The following is a 21,848-nucleotide window of genomic DNA, read 5'->3' as shown; positions in this document are numbered from 1 at the left end:
AGTGATAATTAAAATTGCTATCATGAAAACGAATAATCAAGTTGTACAATTTGTCACTATTGATGACGATGAAGCTGGACAGCGAGTTGATAATTTTTTATTAGCGCGTTTGAAGGGTGTTCCTAAGAGCATGATTTACCGGATTGTGCGTAAGGGGGAAGTGCGGGTAAATAAAGGCAGGATAAAACCTGAGTATAAATTGTCTGCGGGGGATGTTGTCAGAATTCCACCGGTTCGGGTTGCAGAACGGCAAGAAGCGTCAGTTTCAGCTAAACTGGATAAAGTCGCTGCATTAGACGATTGTATCTTATACGAAGATGACTATATTCTGGTGCTCAATAAACCTTCTGGTACGGCCGTTCATGGCGGTAGTGGTTTAAGTTTTGGTGTTATTGAAGGATTGCGGGTTTTGCGTCCGGAAGCAAAATTCCTCGAATTAGTGCATCGTTTAGATCGTGATACCTCTGGAATTTTGTTAATTGCTAAAAAACGCTCAGCTTTACGGGCCTTGCATGAGCAATTACGCCTTAAACAGATGCAGAAAGATTATCTGGCTTTAGTACGAGGACAATGGCAATCACATTGTAAGGTTGTTCAGGCTCCATTGCTGAAAAATATCCAGCAAAGTGGTGAGCGGATTGTTAAAGTAAACAGTGAAGGTAAGCCTTCTGAAACGCGTTTTAAAGTAGAAGAGCGTTTTGCCAATGCAACGTTAGTGAAAGCCAGTCCGGTAACGGGTCGAACTCATCAAATCCGTGTTCACACTCAATATGCTGGGCATCCGATCGCTTTTGATGATCGCTATGGGGATAAAGTTTTTGATTCGCAACTGTCAGCTACGGGCCTTAACCGCCTATTCTTGCATGCCAGTGCGATAAAATTTACTCATCCCTCGACGGGGGAGACATTACGTCTTGAAGCACCGATGGATGAGCAATTGCGCTATTGTATAAAAACGCTACGTCAGAATCACAGTAATTAACCTATCGCCGTCAGTGGGTTTACCCCCTGGCGGATTAATAATTCAGTCAATGTAATTAATGGTAAACCTATCAGCGTATTCGGATCTTTCCCTTCAAGTCGTTCAAATAAAGTGATTCCTAACCCTTCGCTTTTAAAGCTTCCGGCACAATTAAGAGGGTTTTCCGCAGTTAAATAAGCCCAGATTTCATCATCAGCCAGTTCTCTAAAATAGACATTGAATAATTCACAACGTGTATCAGTTATTCCTGTTTTGCTGTTAAAGAGAGAAATGCCGGTATAAAAGGTGACGCAATGACCACTGGCTTGCCGTAATTGTTTAAATGCATTTTCAAGACTGTGGGGCTTGCCGGTGATTTCGCCGTTAATAACACAAACTTGATCAGAACCAATAATCAAATGCTGAGAATATTTTGTTTGTAATGCCTGTGCCTTGGCTTGCGCCAAACGCATAACGAGTTGTTCTGCATTTTCATTCATTCGAGGTGTTTCATCAGTATTAGGCGCTGCGCATATAAAGGGTAAACGAAGTTTTTCCAGTAACATGCGGCGATAAGCTGATGTGGAAGCTAAAATGATTTGTGTCATAATTTTTCCAAAAGACATGGCGAAATAATTGCAGGCATTTTAAACTAGGCACAGCTTAATAAGCGAATATTTGGCGGAAAGGTGCAGATGTGTGGCCTTTTTCTTTGACTATATCTCATTACAAAGATAATATGCGCGCCTTATGCAAAAGGTAAAATTACCCCTGACCATTGATGCGCTTCGCGCCGCTCAGAAACGATTAGACTACGCAGGCAGTTATTCACCTGAGCAAGTTTTGCGTATCGCGGAATCTGTGGTTAGCGTGGACAATGATGTAGACAGCGTTTTATCGTTTCAGATAGATAACCAACGTCTGGCGGTTGTGCGTGGGCATTCCGATGTGGATGTTACGCTTGAATGTCAGCGTTGTGGCGGTAATTTCAGCCATCACGTTCACATAACATATTGTTTTAGCCCGGTCGTCAAAGATGAACAGGCTGAAGCATTACCGGAAGAGTATGAGCCAATTAACGTTAACGAATTTGGCGAAATAGATTTGCTGGCAATGATTGAAGATGAAATAATTCTTTCTCTGCCGGTAGTTCCGGTACATGATTCTGAACACTGTGAAGTGTCCGAAGCGGACATGGTGTTTGGTGAATTACCTCTAGAGGCTGAAAAACCAAACCCATTTGCCGTATTAGCCAGTTTAAAGAAAAGTACTTAAGGAGTAAGGTCAATGGCCGTACAACAGAATAAACCAACTCGTTCTAAACGTGGTATGCGTCGTTCTCATGATGCACTGACTGCACCATTACTATCTGTAGATAAAACTTCTGGTGAAACTCACCTGCGTCACCATGTGACTGCTGATGGCTACTACCGTGGCCGCAAAGTCATCAACAAATAATCTCCGCCAGTCATTAGCAAGTTGATACCTTGACTAATCTGACTTTAGCGTTAGATGCCATGAGCGGGGACTTTGGTCCTCGCGTTACGGTGCCTGCTGCATTGCAGGCACTGGCGTCTAACCCTAGACTTAAATTATTGCTGGTCGGAATCCCCGATATCATTTCTCCGATGCTTGTAAATAGTGATGCTGAGTTGCTCAGTCGTTTACAAGTGGTTCCTGCTGAACGGGTTGTGGCTAATGATGCGAAACCGTCGCAAGCGATTCGTAACAGCCGAGGAACGTCAATGCGTATTGCCCTGGATTTAGTGAAATCAGGTGAAGCGCAGGCGTGTATCAGTGCAGGGAATACCGGAGTATTGATGGGGTTATCTAAATTGATGCTAAAATCGATAGAAGGCATTGAAAGACCTGCTTTGATGACCGTGTTGCCAAACCTGAAACAGCGGCAAACTGTCGTATTGGATTTAGGTGCCAATGTTAATTGCGATAGCCGCATGTTGGTGCAATTCGCCATTATGGGTTCAGTAATGGCCGAGGAAGTCGTGGGGGTGGTTAATCCCGCGGTAGCATTGCTTAACATTGGTACGGAAGAGAGTAAAGGGCTGGATAATATCCGCGAAGCCGCCACTATTTTAAAGCGCATTCCGACGATAAATTACATTGGTTATCTGGAAGGTGATGAATTACTGACAGGTAAAAGTGATGTATTGGTATGTGACGGCTTCGCAGGTAACGTGACGTTAAAAACGATGGAAGGGGCGATCAGAGTTATTTTATCCCTGCTTAAATCATCGGATGGACAAAAGAAAAAATTTTCCTGGTTGTTGAAAATAGTCAAGAATTGGCTGCAAAAACGGATGACAAAACGCTTCGGTCACCTGAACCCTGACCAGTATAATGGCGCATGTCTGTTAGGATTATATGGAATTGTAATCAAAAGCCATGGGGCGGCTAATGAGCATGCGTTTAAGGCCGCAATCGAACAGGCTGTTCAGGCCGTTGAAAGGCAGGTTCCTGATAGAATTGCTGCACGCCTGGAAACAGCATTACCCAAGAGTGACTGAACATACATGTATACAAAAATTTTAGGTACAGGTAGTTATCTACCTGCGCAAGTGCGTACTAATGCTGATTTAGAAAAAATGGTGGATACTTCTGATGAGTGGATTATTACCCGTACAGGTGTCCGCGAACGTCGTATTGCTACTGATGATGAAACTGTTGCGGTTATGGGGTTCCGGGCTGCAAAGAAAGCAATTGAAATGTCGGGCATTGATAAAGAGCAGATTGATTTAATCATTGTTGCAACAGCTTCATCCACCCATGCTTTCCCCAGTTCTGCGTGCCAAATTCAGCACATGTTGGGTACCCAAAATTCAGCGGCTTTTGATATTTCTGCTGCTTGTTCTGGTTTTGTTTATGCACTGAGTATTGCTGATAAGTTTATTAAAACCGGTGCGGCAAAACATGCATTGGTTATTGGTTCTGATTCTATTACCAGAACACTTGATCCAGAAGATCGCGGAACACTTGTCCTGTTTGGCGATGGTGCAGGTGCTATGGTGGTAGGGGCTTCTAATGAGCCAGGAATTCTTTCAACTCACCTTCATGCAAATGGTAGCTATGGTGAATTGTTGGTATTGCCTTATCAGGAGCGCCAGAATCTAAAAGAACCAGCGTATGCTAGTATGATCGGTAATGAAGTATTTAAGATTGCAGTCCGTGAATTGGCTAACATAGTTGATGAGACTTTAGAAGCAAATAACTTACCATATAGTGAGTTGGATTGGCTGGTACCTCATCAGGCTAATTTGCGTATTATCGCAGCGACAGCTAAAAAATTAAACATGACAATGGATAAAGTAGTGGTAACGCTGGATCGTTACGGTAATACTTCTGCGGCATCGGTACCCACAGCATTTGATGAAGCAGTACGTGATGGCCGGATTAAGCGCGGTCAGTTAATCTTAATTGAGGCTTTTGGTGGTGGCCTTACTTGGGGTTCAGCACTGATACGTTTTTAATTTGACAGGAAGATGAGCATGTCTATGTCTGAATTTGCAATGGTATTTCCTGGTCAGGGTTCTCAAGACCTTGGTATGTTGGCCGATTTGGCTACAGCGTTCCCGGTTGTCGAGCAAACTTTCGCTGAAGCGTCTGATGTGCTGGGATATGATCTCTGGGCTCTAGTTCAACAGGGGCCAGAAGAAGAACTGAATAAAACATGGCAAACTCAACCCGCGTTGTTGGCCGCATCGGTTGCTATCTGGCGGGTTTGGCAGGAAAAAGGTGGAAAAGCACCATCACTGATGGTTGGACATAGCCTTGGTGAATATTCTGCACTGGTTTGTGCAGGTGTCATTGATTTCAAACAAGCCATTAGACTTGTTGAACTGCGTGGCAAATTGATGCAAGAAGCTGTACCTGAAGGCACTGGTGCAATGTATGTTATTATTGGTTTAGATAATGAATCCATTGATCGTGCCTGTAAAGAAGTAGCTCAGGGGCAAATTGTTTCTCCAGTTAACTTTAACTCACCTGGTCAGGTTGTTATTGCGGGTGAGAAAGAGGCGGTAGAGCGTGCTGGTGATGCATGTAAAGCAGCAGGTGCGAAACGCGCGCTGCCTTTGGCAGTCAGTGTACCGTCGCATTGTGCACTGATGAAACCCGCCGCAGATAAGCTGGCAGTTGTTTTGGAAGGAATTGAATTTAGCCATCCTCAGTTCCCGGTGGTAAATAATGTTGATGTGAAAATAGAACAATCTGCTGAAGCTATCCGTGATGCACTGGTACGACAACTCTATAATCCTGTCCGTTGGAGAGAAGCAGTTGAATTTATTGCTGGACAGGGTGTTGGGCAGCTATTAGAAATAGGGCCAGGTAGAGTTTTGACAGGTTTAACTAAACGAATTGTCAATACCTTAAGCGCAGCAGCAGTTAATGACACAGCTACACTAATAACTGCATTGGAAAATAATTGAGGGCAATATGAGATTAGATGGAAAGATTGCATTAGTAACAGGTGCTAGCCGTGGGATAGGCCGTGCAACTGCTGAGCTATTAGCAGAGCGTGGAGCCTATATCATTGGTACAGCAACAAGCGATAAAGGCGCTGAAGTCATCAGTGCTTACCTTGGTGAAAAAGGTAAAGGTTTTGTACTGGATGTCACTGATCCGGAATCGATTGAACAGCTTATGTCTACCATCCGAACAGAGTGTGGCGGGCTTGATATTTTAGTGAATAATGCGGGTATCACCGGTGATAATCTGGTGATGCGTATAAAGGATGATGAGTGGCAGCATATTATTGACACTAATCTTTCATCCGTTTTCCGTATGTCAAAAGCGGCGATGCGCTTTATGATAAAAAAACGTCACGGTCGTATCATCTCTGTTGGTTCTGTTGTTGGATCGATGGGGAATGTTGGGCAGGCAAGCTATGCAGCGGCGAAAGCAGGGCTTGTTGGTTTCAGCAAGACATTGGCTCGGGAAGTGATTTCCCGTGGTATTACTGTTAACGTTGTTGCGCCAGGGCTTATTGAAACTGATATGCTAAAAGCATTGCCAGAAGAGCAGTTGGCGAACTTTTCAAAAGATATCCCCGCTAAGCGGCTTGGGGATGCAAAAGAAATTGCTAGTGCTGTGGCTTTCTTCGCTTCTGATGAAGCGGCTTACATCACAGGCGAAACATTACATGTCAATGGCGGCATGTATATGAACTAAAAAATGAGCGAACCAGTTGCATTTTTTGTGTCAAATAACGCAAAATAGAGCAAGTTTGTGGTTCGACCAGCCGGGATTGGGTTGCATCTTTTCCTGTATTTTATAAACTACGAAAACCATCGCGAAAGCGAATTTTGATAGGAAATTTAATAGCATGAGCACTATTGAAGAACGCGTTAAAAAAATCATCGTTGAACAACTTGGTGTTAAAGAGGAAGAAGTTATTAATTCAGCTTCTTTTGTAGATGACTTGGGCGCTGATTCTCTTGACACAGTTGAACTGGTAATGGCGCTGGAAGAAGAGTTCGATATCGAAATTCCAGATGAAGAAGCAGAAAAGATCACTACAGTTCAGGCAGCTATTGATTACGTCCAGAACCAAAGCGAATAAGTGAACACACCTAGGCGGTCATTCGACCGCCTATGTTTCTGCCCTAAATAATTTCCCTCCTTGGAGGATAAGCGTGTCTAAGCGTCGAGTAGTTGTGACCGGACTAGGCATGTTATCTCCTGTCGGTAATACAGCTGAATCTTCTTGGAAAGCTGTTTGTGCCGGACAGAGTGGTATCAGCCTTATTGACCATTTTGACACCAGTCACCATGCAACTAAGTTTGCTGGTCTGGTTAAAGATTTTAATCATGAAGATTTCAATATTTCGCGCAAGGATGCACGAAAAATGGATGATTTCATTCAATATGGTATTGCAGCAGGTGTGCAAGCCATTGAAGATTCTGGAATTGAAGTAACAGAAGCCAATGCTAGTCGTTTTGGTGCTGCTATTGGTTCTGGTATTGGTGGTTTGGGTCTGATTGAAGAAAATCACGGGGCGTTGGTGGCGAGTGGTCCTCGTAAGATCAGCCCGTTCTTCGTACCTTCTACGATCGTAAATATGGTAGCAGGTCATCTGAGTATTATTTACGGTTTGCGTGGCCCAAGTATTTCTATCGCCACAGCATGTACGTCAGGTGTACATAATATTGGTCATGCTGCCCGTATTATTGCTTATAATGATGCTGACATTATGCTGGCCGGTGGTGCAGAAAAAGCCAGTACTCCTCTGGGGGTTGGTGGTTTTGGTGCTGCCCGTGCTTTATCTACCCGTAACGATAATCCACAAGGTGCAAGTCGTCCGTGGGATAAAGACCGTGATGGCTTTGTTCTGGGGGATGGTGCAGGTATCTTGGTACTGGAAGAATATGGGCATGCGAAGAGGCGTGGTGCGAAAATTTACGCAGAAATCGTTGGCTTTGGCATGAGCAGCGATGCTTATCATATGACGTCACCACCAGAAAATGGTGCAGGTGCTGCGTTGGCGATGGAAAATGCGCTGAAAGATGCCGGTATCACTACCAAGCAAGTGGGATATATTAATGCTCACGGTACTTCAACATCTGCTGGCGACTTAGCGGAAGCCCATGCAGTTGAGTCCGTGTTTGGTGAAGGCACTGATGTTTTAGTGAGTTCTACCAAATCAATGACGGGTCATTTGTTGGGTGCTGCGGGGGCGGTTGAATCTATTTTCACTATCCTGGCATTACGTGATCAAGTTGTTCCGCCGACTATCAACCTGGAAAATCAGGATGAGAACTGCCGTCTGGATTTCGTGCCAAATGAGTCCCGTAAGGTAGAGGGGATGGAATATGCATTGTGTAATTCTTTCGGTTTCGGTGGCACTAACGGCTCACTAATTTTCCGTAAGATTAAACCTGATTAACAGGTAGCGCCTGATATTACAGAAAAATACGGTTGAGTTCCGCTTAGTATACCCAATGGATTTCAAGATGGATCGCGACGGCAAGGGAGTGAATCCCCGGGAGCATAGGTAACTATGTGACCGGGGTGAGCGAGTGCAGCCAACAAAGAGGCACCTTGAAAGATAACGGGTATATGATTTTGTAAATACTTTAAGGCGATAGTATAGAGAGCTCCAATAGTTAATAATTATTGGAGCTTTTTTTGTGGCAAGAATCATGGACATTTTTGCACTCGTATCAGCGATATACTATGATATCGCTTGTTGATAAATTGCATTGAAATGCCTTTTTGAATAATTAAGAACAAAATTATATGTATTGGATTAATGGAGAGCAGTGCGACTATTTACCGGCCAATGATCGTTCAGTTCAATTCGGTGATGGTTGCTTCACAACAGTAAAAATAGAACAGGGGCAGGCCGCTTTGTTGTCACTACATATCCAAAGATTACAAAAAGGCGTTGAAAGGTTATATCTTCCACAACCCGATTGGCAACAGCTTGAAAGCCATATAAGACAGATTGTCTCCACGACTGAACAAGGTGTACTTAAAGTTATTATTTCCCGTGGAACCGGAGGGCGTGGCTATAGTGCTCAGGGGTTTACGCAACCTAATCAGATCTTGTCTCTGAGTCCTTATCCCGATAAGTATTTGAAACAGCGTCAGGAAGGTTTATCTATGGTGCTCAGTCCGGTACCGATGGGAATAAACCCCTATCTTGCCGGAATTAAACACCTTAATCGATTAGAACAGATATTGATTAAAACATTTATCGAAAAATCAAATGCTGATGAAGCTCTGGTACTTGATACTGATGGTTTGCTGGTTGAATGCTGTACTGCAAACATTTTCTGGCGTAAAGGAAAAGATGTGTATACTCCTGATTTACGAGGCTGTGGTATCGAAGGTGTGATGCGGGAAAGAATAATCGCGTTATTATCGGAAAGCGATTATCACTTTTCTTGTGTAAGCTGTTATCCCGAAACATTGGCTGATGCAGATGAAGTGATAGTTTGTAATTCTTTAATGCCAGTGATATCTGTCAAAGAAATTCAAGCTCATGAAAATCAGCCCGGATGGAAATATCAGTCAAGGGAACTGTATAAATATTTGCTTCCTGAATGTCTGAAGTTGTAATTCACGACGTATTTAAGCGAACCGTGTGTTTAAGTGAACAATGTGTTTAAGTGATTAGATTAATTGATGAAATGGAAAAAACGCCTTTTTGCCCTATTGACTTTGATTGTCATTACGGCAGCGATATTACTCTATGCTGGCTATGAAAAAGTTGAAAAATTTGCGGATCAAACACTAACAATTAAACAGGATCGAATATTTACTCTGCCAGCAGGTATTGGTCGTCATGGTTTGGAAGCGTTACTGGTTCGGGATAACCTGATTGAAGATAGTCATATTTTCCCTTGGTTATTAAGGTTGGAGCCAAAACTTGCCGAGTTCAAGGCGGGAACTTACCAATTAACACGAGAAATGACTTTACGGGAAATGTTGCAATTATTCTCTAGTGGTAAAGAAGCGCAATTTACGGTTCGTTTTGTTGAAGGTAGCCGTTTATCTGACTGGTGGAAAATACTACAGCAATCTGAATATCTTAAACATGAATTGGATAATAAAGATGCTCAGGAATTGGCTGAAATACTCGATATTAAAGATACAGATACTCTGGAAGGGTGGCTTTATCCTGATACCTATCACTATACGGCAGGCACAAGCGATGTAACATTGCTGAAACGAGCATATCGACAGATGAAAATGACGCTGGAAGAGGAATGGGAAGGTCGCGACAAAAATCTGCCCTATAATAATGCTTATGAAATGTTGATTATGGCGTCGATTATTGAAAAAGAGACCGGTGTTGAGGCTGAGCGGACAAAAGTTGCTTCTGTGTTTATTAATCGCTTACGGTTGAATATGCGACTTCAAACTGATCCGACAGTGATTTATGGTTTAGGTGAAAAATATACAGGCACTATTTTTCGTAAAGATTTAACGACATTGACGCCCTACAATACTTATATGATTAATGGTTTGCCCCCTACACCGATTGCAATGCCTGGCCTTGCTTCTATAAAAGCGGCTGCACACCCGGCAAAAACCGAATTTCTCTATTTTGTGGCGAATGGCAAAGGTGGTCATACTTTTACAACCAATCTGGCTGCGCATAACAAGGCGGTAAATATTTACCGTCAGAGGTTAAAACAGGACAAATGAACGGCAAATTTATTGTTATTGAAGGGCTGGAAGGCGCAGGAAAAACGTCAGCGATGAAAACAGTCGTTGACATATTGCAGCAGCACGGTATTCAGAATTTAATTTTTACCCGTGAACCGGGTGGAACACCTCTGGCAGAAAAATTACGTGGGTTAATTAAACAAGGTGTTGAAGGTGAACCTCTGACGGATAAAGCAGAGGTGTTAATGTTATATGCAGCCAGAGTTCAATTAGTCGAAAATGTGATTAAACCTGCTTTGGCCCGTGGTACATGGGTTGTGGGTGATCGTCATGACCTCTCTTCCCAGGCGTATCAAGGGGGAGGGCGTGGTATTGATAAAAACTTGATGACTTCGCTACGTGATACTGTGCTGGGTGATTTTCGTCCTGACCTGACTATTTATCTCGATCTTCCTCCTCAAATTGGTTTACTGCGTGCCCGTGAGCGTGGAGAGTTAGACCGAATTGAAAAAGAGTCGATAGATTTTTTTGATCGTACTCGCAGTCGTTACCTGGAGTTTGCAGCACAGGATAAGCGTATTGTGACCGTTGATGCGGCTCAACCAATAGAGCAAGTACAAGCCGATATTTGCCAGGTGCTTGGGCAATGGCTGAAGCGGTAGGAAAATGGCTAAATGAATTGGTATCCGTGGCTTAATCAGGCATATCGTCAGTTGGTGGAATCTCATCAGCAAGGACGAGGCCATCATGCTTTATTGGTTCATGCTAATGCAGGTACTGGGGCCGATGTGTTGATCTATGGATTAAGCCGATGGTTAATGTGTCGGAATAGACAGGGGATGAAAAGTTGTGGAAAGTGTCATAGCTGTCATCTGATGATGGCAGAAACTCATCCTGATTGGCATATTATGTCGCCGGAGAAGGGTAAAACCAGTGTTGGTGTGGAAGCGGTACGGCAAATTACGGAAAAGCTCTATAGCCGTTCTCAGCAAGGTGGGGTAAAAATTGTCTGGTTACCTTTGACTGAATGTCTGACAGATGCGGCTGCCAATGCATTATTGAAAACGTTGGAAGAGCCGCCGGAACATACCTATTTTCTTCTGAAATGTCGGCAGCCGTCCAGTCTTTTGGCTACTTTACGCAGCCGCTGTTTTTACTATTTTCTGCCGGTACCTGAGACGGAAAGTAGCCTTTATTGGTTGCAAAAACAGTTGCCTTTAATTTCTTCGGTCGATGCAATGACAGCCTTGAAATTGTCTCAGGGAGCACCTGTAGCAGCAGAACAATTGTTGCAACCGGAGCAATGGCAGATACGGGAACAGTTTTGCCAGGCTGTTAAACAGGCTTTGGATAAACGTGATGCTTTGTCACTTTTACCCCAACTGAATCATGAAAATGCGCCGCAACGCCTTCATTGGCTTATCAGTTTGTTATTTGATGCGGTGAAGTGGCAACAGCAGTTACAGCGTTATTGTATCAATCAGGATCAACAAACGCTGATTTATCAATTGAGTTCCATGCATACTATGGCTGTTTTACTGCAAAGCGTTGATGAGTGGATGTCTTGTCGTCATCAGTTGCTTTCAGTCGTGGGCGTAAATTGGGAATTGTTACTGGCAGAACAGTTGCTCAATTGGGAAAAACAGTTTACTTCATAACCCTGAAATCTTTTTGTATACGAGTTTAAATATGTTGTTAGTTGATTCGCATTGTCATCTCGATTGTCTCGATTATGAAAACCTACATAAAAATGTAGATGATGTTGTTGCGAAAGCGGCAGATCGGGAGGTTAAATTTATGCTGGCAGTAGCGACGACGCTACCCGGTTTCCAGCAAATGAAAACCCTAATTGGTGAACGGGAAAATATCGTATTTTCCTGTGGTATTCATCCACTTAACTTGGATGAAGGTTATAATTTTGATGAGTTAGCGCGTTTAGCAGCCGGGAATGAAGTTGTTGCACTAGGTGAAACTGGGCTGGATTACTATTATCAACAGGATAATGCTGAATTACAGCGAACCTCATTTCGTGAACATATCCGTATCGGACGCAAACTCAACAAGCCTGTTATCGTTCATACCCGTAGTGCCCGTGATGATACTTTGAGAGTATTACGTGAAGAACAGGCACGAGAATGTGGTGGTGTTTTGCACTGTTTTACCGAAGATAAAGATACCGCTAGAGAATTACTGGATTTAGGCTTCTATATTTCATTCTCTGGTATTGTTACTTTCCGTAATGCGGAGCCAATTCGTGAAGCAGCAAGATATGTACCATTGGATCGTATTCTGATTGAAACCGATTCTCCTTATCTTGCACCTGTGCCTCATCGTGGTAAAGAAAACCAGCCTGCTTATGTGCGTGATGTTGCGGAATATATGGCTGTACTCAAGGGGGTGAGTATTGAGGCATTGGCAGAAGTGACCACACAGAATTTTTGCGATTTATTTCATATTGATGTAGACAAAATTTGATTTATCAACTTGAATCTTTGGTTTGTAAGCGCTCATATATCTGTTGTTTTTTTATAAAAGGAAAATGTGATGGCAGAAGAAACTATTTTCAGTAAAATTATTCGCCGTGAAATACCGTCTGATATTGTTTATCAGGACGAGTTAGTCACTGCATTCCGCGATATTTCTCCACAGGCTCCGACTCATATTTTGATTATTCCAAATGTTCTGATCCCAACAGTGAACGATGTTAAACCGGAGCATGAAGCAGCATTAGGTCGAATGATGACAGTTGCAGCAAAAATTGCTGAACAAGAAGGCATTGCTGAAGATGGATATCGTTTGATTATGAACTGTAATCGCCATGCGGGGCAGGAGGTTTATCATATTCATATGCATTTGGTTGGTGGTCGCCATTTAGGGCCGTTGTTGATGAAGTCAATGTGAAGTACTGAAATTCATGGACATAGGCAGATATTCAGGGGATGTTTATTTTAAGCCGGCCTCTGAATATCTCGATTTTTTAAATAAATGCTGCAAATTTATCATTGGAGTTGAACTGATAATTTGTTGCTGGTGTCACAGCAAAAACTTATCTGTTTTTTAAAACTCTGTAATTGGAATAGGTTGATGAAAAGAATTCTTTTTGTAGCACTATCGGTTATGTTTTTGGCGGGATGTCCATCCTTGCCACCGGAGCAGCCTGAACCTCCGACGCCGGTTGTACCAGTGACCCCATCGGAAAAACCGACACCGCCATCTGAAAAAGTACCAGAGCCGCCTAAAATGAGCGCGATTGACTGGGAAAGTACAGTGCAACCATTAGTAGAGCAACTCGTTAAGGCTCATGGGCTGGAAAACGCGAAGTTACTATTAGTTGATACAGTGAAAAACAATACTAACGGCGCATTACAAACCATGCAAGCAACCGATGTTTTGCGTCAGGCTCTCAGTAGCGAGCATGTTTTTGAATTAATACCACAAAATCAGGTACAAAATGCCCGTCAATCTCTGGGCTTATCTGAAGAGGATAGCTTGGGATTGCGTAGTAAAGCGATTGGTCTGGCGCGTTATTTGAATGCGGATTATGTTTTCTATTCCATAGTTTCAGGTAACAGTGATAAGCGTGATATCGTCATGCAACTGATGCTGGTAAAGACGGGTGAGATTCTTTGGTCAGGGCACGGTGACGTTAAATAATCATAATTGTTTATTGCAGGCATTGTGCAAACAATGGCCGCATACCGCAGTAAACGATTGGGAGATAAGACCGTTAAGTGGGCTGACGAATGAGAGTTATTATGCCACCAATGGTGAATATCATATTGTCGGCCGCAGGCAGGGGCAGCAGGCGAAACAGCTTGGCGTTAATCGTCAACGTGAAAGCGCCATTTTACGCCATCTCAGCCAAGTAAAAATTGCTCCGCAAGTCATAGCAATGGTTCCTCACTGGCTATTGTTGGAGTGGTTGCCTGGTCATATTATTGGGCAAAATGAGTTTTCTCAGCCTGAATTTTTGCAAAAACTGGCGGCATTATTGGCTATTTTGCATCACCAGCCTCTGTTTGGTTACCGGCTTCAACTGAGGCATCAGCTAGAAAGCCATTGGTTGCAAATTGATAAAGCGCGTCTTACTCCCTGTTGGTTGCGGCTGCATAAACGTTTTATGTCATCTCCGATGCCTTCAATACTAAAATTATCACCCGTTCATATGGACGTGCATTGTGGTAATTTGCTTAATACCTCTCAAGGGTTGAAACTCATTGATTGGGAATATGCAACTGATACTGATATTGGATTTGCGTTAGCGGCGTTGTTTCGCACTGATCATTGGGATGAGCCGCAGCAGCAGGATTTTTTGAATTACTATTGTAGTCAGCCATCAGGATATTTAAACCGGACACTATTAGAACGTCAAATTAAACGTTGGCAACCTTGGGTTGATTACATGATTTTAATGTGGTTTGAAGTGCGCTGGAAACAGAGTGGTGATCCACACTTTTTAGAACTAGCACAACCGTTGCGCCTCTCTTTTGGTCTATACCCTATGGATTTCAAGGTGGATCGCGACGGCAAGGGAGCGAATCCCCGGGAGCATAGATAACGATGTGACCGGGGTGAGTGAGTGCAGCCAACAAAGAGGCAACTTGAAGGATAAAGGGTATAACGTTTTAAGCTGCATTGATTGCAGTAATATGAATATAAGCGAGGAATGTTATGGGTCCGATCATGTTAGATGTTGTCGGTTATGAATTGGATAATGAAGAAAAGGAAATTTTGCAACATCCATTAGTGGGCGGATTAATTCTGTTTACCCGCAATTTTTATGATGTTGAGCAATTACGAGAATTAGTCCGTCAGATTCGTAAGGCTTCTCGTCATCGTCTTGTGATTGCTGTTGATCAAGAAGGCGGCAGAGTTCAGCGTTTTCGCGAAGGTTTCACTTGTTTACCGGCGGCTCAATCTTTTGCTGGATTGAGTGACAATCTCAATGGCACCCAATTGGCGGAAGAGGCGGGCTGGTTGATGGCGTCTGAAATGATTGCTATGGATATCGATATCAGCTTTGCGCCGGTATTGGATTTAGGTCATCAGTGTGTGGCTATTGGTGAGCGTTCATTCCATAAAGATCCTGAACAGGCCAAGATGATGGCGGAGTACTTTATTAAGGGCATGCATTCTGCCGGAATGAAATCGACGGGTAAACATTTTCCGGGGCATGGTGCTGTCGATGCTGATTCTCATAAAGAAACTCCCTGTGATGATCGCCCGTTAGAAGCGATTTGTCATCATGACATGTCTATTTTCCGTGATTTTATCCAGCGTAATTTATTGGATGCGATTATGCCGGCTCATGTGATCTATTCTCAGGTAGATGAACATCCCGCCAGCGGGTCGTCATATTGGTTAAAATCAGTGCTGCGTCAGCAATTGGGCTTTAATGGCGTGGTATTTTCCGATGATCTCTCTATGGAAGGGGCGGCAATGATGGGAAGTTATGTTGAACGCGGACAGACTGCTCTCAATGCAGGCTGTGACATAATTTTGATATGTAATAACCGTGATGGAGCAGTTAGCGTGCTTGATAATCTGCCTTTGACCAAAGTGGAAAAATTATCAGAATTGTATCATCGAGGTGGTCAATACAGTCTGAATGAGTTAAAGAATTCAAAACGTTGGCAACAAGCTAATAAAGCACTAACGGTTTTACATGAGCAATGGCAGGATTGTGGGCGGTAATTTGTAAAGTCGTATCTTATGTTTGTTCTATACCCTATGGATTTCAAGATGCATCGCGGCGGCAAGGGAGTGAATCCCCGGGAGCATAGATAACTATGTGACCGGGGTGAGCGAGTGCAGCCAACAAAGAGGCAACTTGAAAGATGACGGGTATATACCCTATGGATTTCAAGATGCTTCGCGACGGCAAGGGAGTGAATCCCCGGGAGCATAGATAACTATGTGACCGGGGTGAGTGAGTGCAGCCAACAAAGAGGCAACTTGAAAGATGACGGGTATATTACTAAATAAATGACTTTTAATGTTGATGGTGCGGGAAAATATCCCACTTTTTGTATACATAGCATGGTCATATTCCTAAAATTTCATTGATATCAGGTTCTTTAAGGCATCTTTTTTGATGCATATTTTATTTCCTATGTAAATAAGAAAATGAAATAAATAAGAGCCGAATCCAACCAACTGAAAATAAATTGACAAATTTTGTGATTGATGTTTATTTATTCAAAAGAATTTGATGTTGTTCAATTTTGGTATGACCCACCAACCAGTCATGATATTCTGTAATTATCACATCGGTTATTTATATAAAACTAAATGTTATTTAAAGGTATTATTTTACTGCCCTTAAATAACATTTGGTTTACATTTTAGTGGAGTAGTCATGACAACACCAAAGAAGAGAATTGTTATCATTGGTGGAGGTGCCGGTGGTTTGGAACTGGCAACCAGTCTGGGGCATAAGTTGGGTCGTAAGAAGAAAGCAGAAATTGTGCTGGTGGATCGTAATCAAAGTCATTTATGGAAGCCGTTATTACATGAAGTGGCAACAGGCTCCCTTGACGATGGGGTTGATGCGTTGAGTTATCTGGCTCATGCCCGTAACCACTATTTCAGTTTCCAATTAGGGACGTTAACTGATATTCACCGTGATAGCAGAAAAATTACTTTGACTGAGATCAGGGATGAATATAACGAAGTATTGGTTCCTGAACGTGAATTGAGCTATGACATTCTAGTTATGGCCTTGGGAAGTACATCTAATGATTTTAATACACAAGGTGTGAAAGAGCATTGTATCTTCCTGGATAACCCACAACAGGCTCACCGTTTCCATAATGAAATGTTGAATCTGTTTCTTAAGTATTCTGCAAACTGTGGTCAGCAAGATAAGGTTAATATTGCTATCGTTGGCGGTGGTGCGACAGGTGTTGAGTTATCAGCGGAATTGCACAATGCGGTAAAACAGCTTAACAGTTATGGTTTTGAAGGGCTGAGTTCAGAAGCATTGAACGTGACGCTAGTCGAAGCAGGGGAGCGAATTTTGCCTGCATTGCCGGCACGTATTTCTGCTGCGGCACATCAGGAACTCACAAAACTTGGCGTTCATGTATTAACCAAAACTATGGTGACCAGCGCTGATGAACGTGGATTGAGTACTAAAGAAGGTGAGCTGATTAAAGCTGATCTCATGGTATGGGCTGCCGGTATCAAAGTACCTGATTTTATGAAAGATATTGCCGGTCTTGAAACTAACCGGATTAATCAGCTAGTGGTAAAGCCAACTCTGCAAACGACACTTGATGATCATATTTTTGCTATTGGTGATTGTGCATCATGCTCGAAGAAGGAAGGTGGTTTTGTTCCACCAAGGGCACAGGCGGCTCATCAAATGGCTAGCTGCTGTTACAGTAATATTATTGCCTTGTTGCATGATAAACCGTTAAAAGAGTATACCTATAAGGATCATGGCTCATTGGTATCATTGTCTAAATTCAGTACGGTGGGTAGTTTGATGGGCAATTTGATGCGTGGTTCAATGATGATCGAAGGGCGTATAGCTCGTGCTGTCTATATCTCTTTATATCGTATGCATCAGGTGGCTCTACATGGTTATATTAAAACTGGCTTGATGATGCTTGTTGGCGGAATTAACCGTGTTATCCGTCCACGATTAAAACTGCATTAATTATTTAATTGATATAAGGCCATCCGTAGAATAACGGGTGGCCCTGATAAAGCATCACGACTTTAATCTGAAGTCATTTACCTTAATTAAGAAAACAGACGATCAATTAATTTGAAAGCATTTGCGACATTTGGTCTCGTACCGATTCCTTGTGGTTCTCCTATTATAAAACCGCTACTTCTAACCAGTGTTGCTATTTGAGTGCTATTAAGATATTTATGATATTTTAATTTAACATAGGATTGAATAAGCGCTAATGCACCTGCAACTAAAGGTGTAGCGCTGGATGTGCCATTATAACTGCGAGTATAATTTCTATTATTTCCTGGTAGGTACTGTAAGTTTGTATACCCAGTAGTTGTGACGTTCTCACCCCAGGAATTTAAACTGGTGTGAAGATTATGATTGGAAAAGCCTAACCTGTGTCCATTAATTGATGTACAGGCACCGATCATAATACCACCAGGATCGCCATAATTAGGGAAAGTGAAGTCATAGGCTAAATTAAGACCACTATTACCAGAAGCGAAAATAATTATTGCCCCTGCATCAGCACAGCTTTTTATTTTTTGCCAATTAGATTTGAGGTAGGTGAAAGGATAATATCTATTATTGGCTACAGTTTGAATATTTAAACTAATAATATCTCCTGGTAAAAAGCTATATATTATTCTATTAAAATCATCGACGTCATAAAAACGGAATTGACATTCGTGAGCAATACCCGTCACACCGAATTTATTATCTTTTGCAGCAATACAGCCGGTGGCTGCTGTGCCGTGATTACAATCTTGTGTTTCTGGGCGGCTATTGATAACCGTAATATTACCAACTAAATCTTCATGGTTTCTATAAACGCCAAAATCAAGATGGTGTACAGTGACGCCTTTGCCTTTATAACCTTCATCCCAGACCTTCCTAATATTCATACCGCTGTGTTCGTCTAAATATCCCTGTAGATGTGAAAAATCAGGTGTAACGATATGAGTAGTATCAAATTCAGGAATTATTGTTTCCTCTTCGGACAGAAGTAAAGGCGGTGGCGGTAGCTCTTTCAACATCGGCGTAAGAGAGCAAAATTCGACATAATCCAGTTTCTCCAGTTCATTGGCTAACTTGATTAAATCAGCATGATTAATATCAGCATCTATCTTGTAGAGGTGAATTAACTTACTGAATTCTGGTGTTTTCCAGGTTTTCTTATCTAAATCTTCTTGATTAAAAACAGGTTTTATCTCTATTGCGTGTTGAGATGAATTAAAAGCAGATAATAAATTATCTTTTTCTATTTCAAATTTTTTTAGTCCATCAGGGGAAAACATAATCTCAAGGTTATATTTCAAATTCTTGTCTGGGATATCATTGTTTCCTTTTAAAGAGATAATGTTTTCTTTGGAAGGTATCTGTTTCGGTGGTATGTGGTTAATGTTGATATTATCAGTTTTGTCTTTATCTATCTCATCGATTTTTTTATCGATATCAAACAGAAAGTCTGATTCTTTTATTTCTATATTTTCTGGTGTAAGCGTAGCAATTGTTTTACCGTCTTTTTTAATGGTAGTTTCTATTGTATAATTTGCGGGTTTAAGTGAAGTCAAACAGATGAGTTGATTATCTTCACTATAACGTTCGTATATCTCTTTTGTGTTTGAATTGGTTACGGTGTATTTTATTCCTGTATCGTTACTAATTTCACCGTGACATTTAAGATACAAATTACCGTCAAATTTTGCAGATTGAAAATACTCAAGGGATATGGACATTTTCATTCTCCTCTTTAGTTAATTTCCTCCTCAGTATAACTATAGTTGAGTATTTTAAATTATTATTATTCCTTAGTCCATTGTTCTGTTAGAGAGTAACTGGGTTATCTATACTAATTATTACTGAATGTGATTTATAAATTAATTTATAATTTCTTTGGTGAGGAAGTTATTTTTATTAAAATAAAAAGTGGGTTTTTATTAGGATGGGTAAGTTTGAATGACCTTGTTAATAGCATGGGATATATTCACATAGTAAGTGCAACATTGTTACTCTGGAAGTAAATATATCTGTATTCCTTTAAATAATTCATTGGGTGTTTTACCGCCCCGAGTTTTTCAGGGGCGATTACTTAATCGGTTTACCACAAAATCTATTTCCTGCTCAGAGATTTCATTAAAATTGGTTCCCTTTGGAAAGTATTGCTTGATTGACCCATTGATATTTTCATTGGTCCCTTCTTTCCCAAGGTGAATTAGGGTGAGAAAAGTAAATTTGCGCCTCTAATTTAGTTCATGCTCTGCAAACTCCAAACATCGTATCATCTTCCCAATTGCCACTACGTTCAACTCTCCAATTACGGAGAATGACGCTAACAAATCATGCTATTTATCCCATATAATTATGAAGAATTTAGGTTAAGTGATCTTATGGCAGAGTGAGCAGCAAATAAAAAGCAAGATTGGCATGGATAAATCCTCCCTGGAGATCTTTGTCTCATTAGGCTTCATGATTTTTTCCAATCTGTGAGTTAATTACGGAGCAATAGCACTGGATTTATTTTTACTTGAGATAGTTTATTTAACCAAAATCGATATGGGCAGTCTAACTAGACATCAAGTCTGGTAATAGAGAAATTAGCTGCATAATTACCACCAACACTTGCTATCTGATGGTTATTTCCCAATCCGCAATAGTATAGCGTCAGTTCTGCCAACTGAGCTAAAAGTCATCATCTAACCTAATCATAAAAGGTCATGTCTTATCAAAAATTAACGATACCTATCATATTTCAAGTTATTCAATACTGAAATAAATCATTATAAATGTGATAAGAATCACATAATAAAAATAAAACAATAAAATTTATTTGAAATTATTAATGCTGGTTATTAAATGATTAATATTAATCTATTTTTTATACAATCTTGTCACAAAATAATCACATTGGCCTGTTTTTTGCCTTTCAATATAACCCCTTGTTTTTGCTGCTATCTTAACCAACCCCCTATTTTAGTTGCCCGGTTGATAATCAACCCTAAACATTGATCACTAAGCTAAATTTGTGGTTAATACTGCTTCGGCATTGTGGAATAGAAAGTCAATGAAAAGCAGTATTTTAGTATTTGTGGTTTTTTGTAGCGTGGCTTCAGGCAGTCAGGCCGCCGACATCGCAGAACAACAACTCATTCATCAACAGGCCCGCCAGCAAGCCCTGGAGGCGCAATTAGCCCCGCCGCCTGCGGAGGTTCNTATTTTAGTTGCCCGGTTGATAATCAACACTAAATATTGATCGCTAAGTTAAATTCGTGGTTAATGCTGTTTCAACATTGTGGAATAGCAAGTCAATGAAAAGCAGTATTGTAGTATTAATAGTTTTTTGTAGCGCAGTCTCAGGCAGTCAGGCCGCCGACATCGCAGAACAACAACTCATTCATCAACAGGCCCGCCAGCAAGCCCTGGAGGCGCAATTAGCCCCGCCGCCTGCGGAGGTTCACCTGTCGGTACCGGAAACGGCGGAGTCATCCGCCTTTGCGGTGGAAACTCCGTGTTTTCCCATTACCCACGTCAGACTGGCAGGCACCGAAAATTTCCCGCACTGGTTGCCGTTCAGGCGTGTCGCCCAACAGGGCGAAAACCATTGCCTGGGCGATAAAGGCATTAGCCGGCTGATGACCCAATTGCAAGATCAGNTCAGGCAGTCAGGCCGCCGACATCGCAGAACAACAACTCATTCATCAACAGGCCCGCCAGCAAGCCCTGGAGGCGCAATTAGCCCCGCCGCCTGCGGAGGTTCGCCTGTCTGTACCGGAAACGGGGGCGTCAGCCGCCTTTCCGGTGGAAACCCCCTGTTTTCCTATCACCCGCGTCAGACTGGCAGGCACCGAAAATTTCCCGCACTGGTTGCCGTTCAGGCGTGTCGCCCAACAGGGCGAAAACCATTGCCTGGGCGATAAAGGCATTAGCCGGCTGATGACCCAATTGCAAAATCAGCTCATCAATCACGGCTATGTCACCAGCCGGGTTCTGGCTCCTCGCCAGGATTTGCGTACCCACACCTTAAAACTGGTGATGATACCGGGAAAAATCCGGCATATCCGCTATACCCC

At 42.1% G+C, this 21,848-nt stretch carries 24 protein-coding genes and 1 pseudogene; 22 read left to right on the top strand and 3 right to left on the bottom strand.

All coding sequences use genetic code 11. The annotated features are described in order from the left end of the window. Positions 1-22 precede the first annotated feature (22 nt). Positions 23-982 carry a 23S rRNA pseudouridine(955/2504/2580) synthase RluC gene (gene rluC / locus AAC155_RS09345; RefSeq protein WP_113041983.1) on the top strand — a complete coding sequence of 320 codons (960 nt, stop codon included), beginning with the start codon at positions 23-25 and terminating at the stop codon, positions 980-982. Here rluC and AAC155_RS09340 read toward each other — a convergent pair. Then, on the bottom strand, positions 979-1,569 hold the full coding sequence (locus AAC155_RS09340; protein ID WP_113041903.1) for a Maf family protein: 591 nt from the start codon (positions 1,567-1,569) through the stop codon (positions 979-981). The two genes, rluC and AAC155_RS09340, sit on opposite strands and share 4 nt — an antisense overlap. Positions 1,570-1,711: 142 nt before the next feature. Here AAC155_RS09340 and yceD point away from each other — a divergent pair, with 142 nt between their 5' ends. The 19 genes from yceD to AAC155_RS09245 all read left to right on the top strand — a co-directional run bounded on the left by yceD (position 1,712) and on the right by AAC155_RS09245 (position 17,754). Further along, complete coding sequence (gene yceD, locus AAC155_RS09335) at positions 1,712-2,236, top strand: 23S rRNA accumulation protein YceD (RefSeq protein WP_113041902.1); 525 nt, start codon at positions 1,712-1,714, stop codon at positions 2,234-2,236. A gap of 12 nt (positions 2,237-2,248) precedes the next feature. Continuing rightward, positions 2,249-2,419: a 50S ribosomal protein L32 gene (gene rpmF / locus AAC155_RS09330; protein ID WP_011147057.1), complete on the top strand. Its 171-nt coding sequence runs from the start codon at positions 2,249-2,251 to the stop codon at positions 2,417-2,419. A 29-nt stretch (positions 2,420-2,448) separates the two neighbouring features. After that, positions 2,449-3,486 carry a phosphate acyltransferase PlsX gene (plsX, locus tag AAC155_RS09325; protein WP_113041901.1) on the top strand — a complete coding sequence of 346 codons (1,038 nt, stop codon included), beginning with the start codon at positions 2,449-2,451 and terminating at the stop codon, positions 3,484-3,486. Positions 3,487-3,492: 6 nt separating this feature from the next. Continuing rightward, positions 3,493-4,446, top strand: coding sequence for a beta-ketoacyl-ACP synthase III (locus AAC155_RS09320; RefSeq protein WP_112878494.1), 954 nt, complete (start codon positions 3,493-3,495; stop codon positions 4,444-4,446). Between the two features lie 24 nt (positions 4,447-4,470). Next, on the top strand, positions 4,471-5,403 hold the full coding sequence (gene fabD / locus AAC155_RS09315) for an ACP S-malonyltransferase (protein ID WP_113041982.1): 933 nt from the start codon (positions 4,471-4,473) through the stop codon (positions 5,401-5,403). 7 nt (positions 5,404-5,410) lie between these two features. After that, positions 5,411-6,145 carry a 3-oxoacyl-ACP reductase FabG gene (fabG, locus tag AAC155_RS09310; RefSeq protein ID WP_113041900.1) on the top strand — a complete coding sequence of 245 codons (735 nt, stop codon included), beginning with the start codon at positions 5,411-5,413 and terminating at the stop codon, positions 6,143-6,145. A gap of 154 nt (positions 6,146-6,299) precedes the next feature. Continuing rightward, positions 6,300-6,536: an acyl carrier protein gene (gene acpP / locus AAC155_RS09305; RefSeq protein ID WP_112894165.1), complete on the top strand. Its 237-nt coding sequence runs from the start codon at positions 6,300-6,302 to the stop codon at positions 6,534-6,536. A 73-nt stretch (positions 6,537-6,609) separates the two neighbouring features. After that, the gene (gene fabF, locus AAC155_RS09300) at positions 6,610-7,860 is read left to right on the top strand and encodes a beta-ketoacyl-ACP synthase II (protein WP_113041899.1); all 1,251 of its coding nucleotides are present in this window, start codon (positions 6,610-6,612) and stop codon (positions 7,858-7,860) included. 353 nt (positions 7,861-8,213) lie between these two features. After that, positions 8,214-9,038 (top strand): aminodeoxychorismate lyase, encoded by an 825-nt coding sequence (gene pabC / locus AAC155_RS09295; protein WP_113041898.1) that lies wholly within the window; start codon positions 8,214-8,216, stop codon positions 9,036-9,038. A 66-nt stretch (positions 9,039-9,104) separates the two neighbouring features. Continuing rightward, the gene (gene mltG, locus AAC155_RS09290) at positions 9,105-10,130 is read left to right on the top strand and encodes an endolytic transglycosylase MltG (protein WP_113041897.1); all 1,026 of its coding nucleotides are present in this window, start codon (positions 9,105-9,107) and stop codon (positions 10,128-10,130) included. Beyond that, positions 10,127-10,753 (top strand): dTMP kinase, encoded by a 627-nt coding sequence (gene tmk, locus AAC155_RS09285; protein WP_113041896.1) that lies wholly within the window; start codon positions 10,127-10,129, stop codon positions 10,751-10,753. Before mltG ends, tmk begins: the two co-directional genes overlap by 4 nt. 12 nt (positions 10,754-10,765) lie before the next feature. Continuing rightward, the gene (gene holB / locus AAC155_RS09280; RefSeq protein ID WP_113041895.1) at positions 10,766-11,749 is read left to right on the top strand and encodes a DNA polymerase III subunit delta'; all 984 of its coding nucleotides are present in this window, start codon (positions 10,766-10,768) and stop codon (positions 11,747-11,749) included. A 31-nt stretch (positions 11,750-11,780) separates the two neighbouring features. Next, complete coding sequence (locus AAC155_RS09275) at positions 11,781-12,566, top strand: metal-dependent hydrolase (RefSeq protein ID WP_113041894.1); 786 nt, start codon at positions 11,781-11,783, stop codon at positions 12,564-12,566. Positions 12,567-12,635: 69 nt separating this feature from the next. Beyond that, the gene (gene hinT / locus AAC155_RS09270) at positions 12,636-12,992 is read left to right on the top strand and encodes a purine nucleoside phosphoramidase (RefSeq protein WP_113041893.1); all 357 of its coding nucleotides are present in this window, start codon (positions 12,636-12,638) and stop codon (positions 12,990-12,992) included. Positions 12,993-13,175: 183 nt separating this feature from the next. Next, positions 13,176-13,745 (top strand): penicillin-binding protein activator LpoB, encoded by a 570-nt coding sequence (gene lpoB, locus AAC155_RS09265; protein ID WP_113041892.1) that lies wholly within the window; start codon positions 13,176-13,178, stop codon positions 13,743-13,745. Continuing rightward, entirely contained in the window at positions 13,732-14,649 is a 918-nt protein-coding gene (gene thiK / locus AAC155_RS09260) for a thiamine kinase (RefSeq protein ID WP_228901485.1), read from the top strand. Before lpoB ends, thiK begins: the two co-directional genes overlap by 14 nt. A 4-nt stretch (positions 14,650-14,653) precedes the next feature. Beyond that, complete coding sequence (locus tag AAC155_RS09255; RefSeq protein WP_158536528.1) at positions 14,654-14,797, top strand: hypothetical protein; 144 nt, start codon at positions 14,654-14,656, stop codon at positions 14,795-14,797. Next, complete coding sequence (gene nagZ / locus AAC155_RS09250; RefSeq protein ID WP_113041891.1) at positions 14,763-15,785, top strand: beta-N-acetylhexosaminidase; 1,023 nt, start codon at positions 14,763-14,765, stop codon at positions 15,783-15,785. Before AAC155_RS09255 ends, nagZ begins: the two co-directional genes overlap by 35 nt. Positions 15,786-16,449: 664 nt before the next feature. Beyond that, the gene (locus tag AAC155_RS09245) at positions 16,450-17,754 is read left to right on the top strand and encodes an NAD(P)/FAD-dependent oxidoreductase (protein ID WP_113041890.1); all 1,305 of its coding nucleotides are present in this window, start codon (positions 16,450-16,452) and stop codon (positions 17,752-17,754) included. 86 nt (positions 17,755-17,840) lie between these two features. Here the strand turns inward: AAC155_RS09245 and AAC155_RS09240 are convergent, their stop codons facing one another. After that, positions 17,841-19,517, bottom strand: coding sequence for a S8 family peptidase (locus AAC155_RS09240; protein WP_113041889.1), 1,677 nt, complete (start codon positions 19,515-19,517; stop codon positions 17,841-17,843). A gap of 270 nt (positions 19,518-19,787) precedes the next feature. After that, positions 19,788-20,028 (bottom strand): annotated as a pseudogene (locus AAC155_RS09235) (transposase); the annotation flags it as partial. 1,058 nt (positions 20,029-21,086) lie between these two features. Here AAC155_RS09235 and AAC155_RS09230 point away from each other — a divergent pair. Further along, a complete protein-coding gene (locus AAC155_RS09230) occupies positions 21,087-21,695 on the top strand; it encodes a POTRA domain-containing protein (protein ID WP_113041888.1) in 609 nt (202 codons plus the stop codon). A 16-nt stretch (positions 21,696-21,711) separates the two neighbouring features. Continuing rightward, positions 21,712-21,848: POTRA domain-containing protein (locus AAC155_RS24440; RefSeq protein WP_445260687.1), on the top strand; the 137-nt coding region annotated here is incomplete at its 3' end.

Source organism: Photorhabdus sp. HUG-39 (genome assembly GCF_963878365.1).
GTDB lineage: Bacteria > Pseudomonadota > Gammaproteobacteria > Enterobacterales > Enterobacteriaceae > Photorhabdus > Photorhabdus kayaii.
Note: the sequence above shows the minus strand (reverse complement) of the source record. Positions and strands in the feature narration are given on the sequence as shown.

Excerpts from the sequence above, each read along its gene's own strand:
- rluC (WP_113041983.1), top strand. The coding sequence starts at position 23 with ATGAAAACGAATAATCAAGTTGTACAATTTGTCACTATTGATGACGAT.
- AAC155_RS09340 (WP_113041903.1), bottom strand. The coding sequence starts at position 1,569 with ATGACACAAATCATTTTAGCTTCCACATCAGCTTATCGCCGCATGTTA.
- yceD (WP_113041902.1), top strand. The coding sequence starts at position 1,712 with ATGCAAAAGGTAAAATTACCCCTGACCATTGATGCGCTTCGCGCCGCT.
- rpmF (WP_011147057.1), top strand. The coding sequence starts at position 2,249 with ATGGCCGTACAACAGAATAAACCAACTCGTTCTAAACGTGGTATGCGT.
- AAC155_RS09320 (WP_112878494.1), top strand. The coding sequence starts at position 3,493 with ATGTATACAAAAATTTTAGGTACAGGTAGTTATCTACCTGCGCAAGTG.
- fabD (WP_113041982.1), top strand. The coding sequence starts at position 4,471 with ATGTCTGAATTTGCAATGGTATTTCCTGGTCAGGGTTCTCAAGACCTT.
- fabG (WP_113041900.1), top strand. The coding sequence starts at position 5,411 with ATGAGATTAGATGGAAAGATTGCATTAGTAACAGGTGCTAGCCGTGGG.
- acpP (WP_112894165.1), top strand. The coding sequence starts at position 6,300 with ATGAGCACTATTGAAGAACGCGTTAAAAAAATCATCGTTGAACAACTT.
- pabC (WP_113041898.1), top strand. The coding sequence starts at position 8,214 with ATGTATTGGATTAATGGAGAGCAGTGCGACTATTTACCGGCCAATGAT.
- mltG (WP_113041897.1), top strand. The coding sequence starts at position 9,105 with ATGAAATGGAAAAAACGCCTTTTTGCCCTATTGACTTTGATTGTCATT.
- tmk (WP_113041896.1), top strand. The coding sequence starts at position 10,127 with ATGAACGGCAAATTTATTGTTATTGAAGGGCTGGAAGGCGCAGGAAAA.
- holB (WP_113041895.1), top strand. The coding sequence starts at position 10,766 with ATGAATTGGTATCCGTGGCTTAATCAGGCATATCGTCAGTTGGTGGAA.
- AAC155_RS09275 (WP_113041894.1), top strand. The coding sequence starts at position 11,781 with ATGTTGTTAGTTGATTCGCATTGTCATCTCGATTGTCTCGATTATGAA.
- hinT (WP_113041893.1), top strand. The coding sequence starts at position 12,636 with ATGGCAGAAGAAACTATTTTCAGTAAAATTATTCGCCGTGAAATACCG.
- lpoB (WP_113041892.1), top strand. The coding sequence starts at position 13,176 with ATGAAAAGAATTCTTTTTGTAGCACTATCGGTTATGTTTTTGGCGGGA.
- nagZ (WP_113041891.1), top strand. The coding sequence starts at position 14,763 with ATGGGTCCGATCATGTTAGATGTTGTCGGTTATGAATTGGATAATGAA.
- AAC155_RS09245 (WP_113041890.1), top strand. The coding sequence starts at position 16,450 with ATGACAACACCAAAGAAGAGAATTGTTATCATTGGTGGAGGTGCCGGT.
- AAC155_RS09240 (WP_113041889.1), bottom strand. The coding sequence starts at position 19,517 with ATGTCCATATCCCTTGAGTATTTTCAATCTGCAAAATTTGACGGTAAT.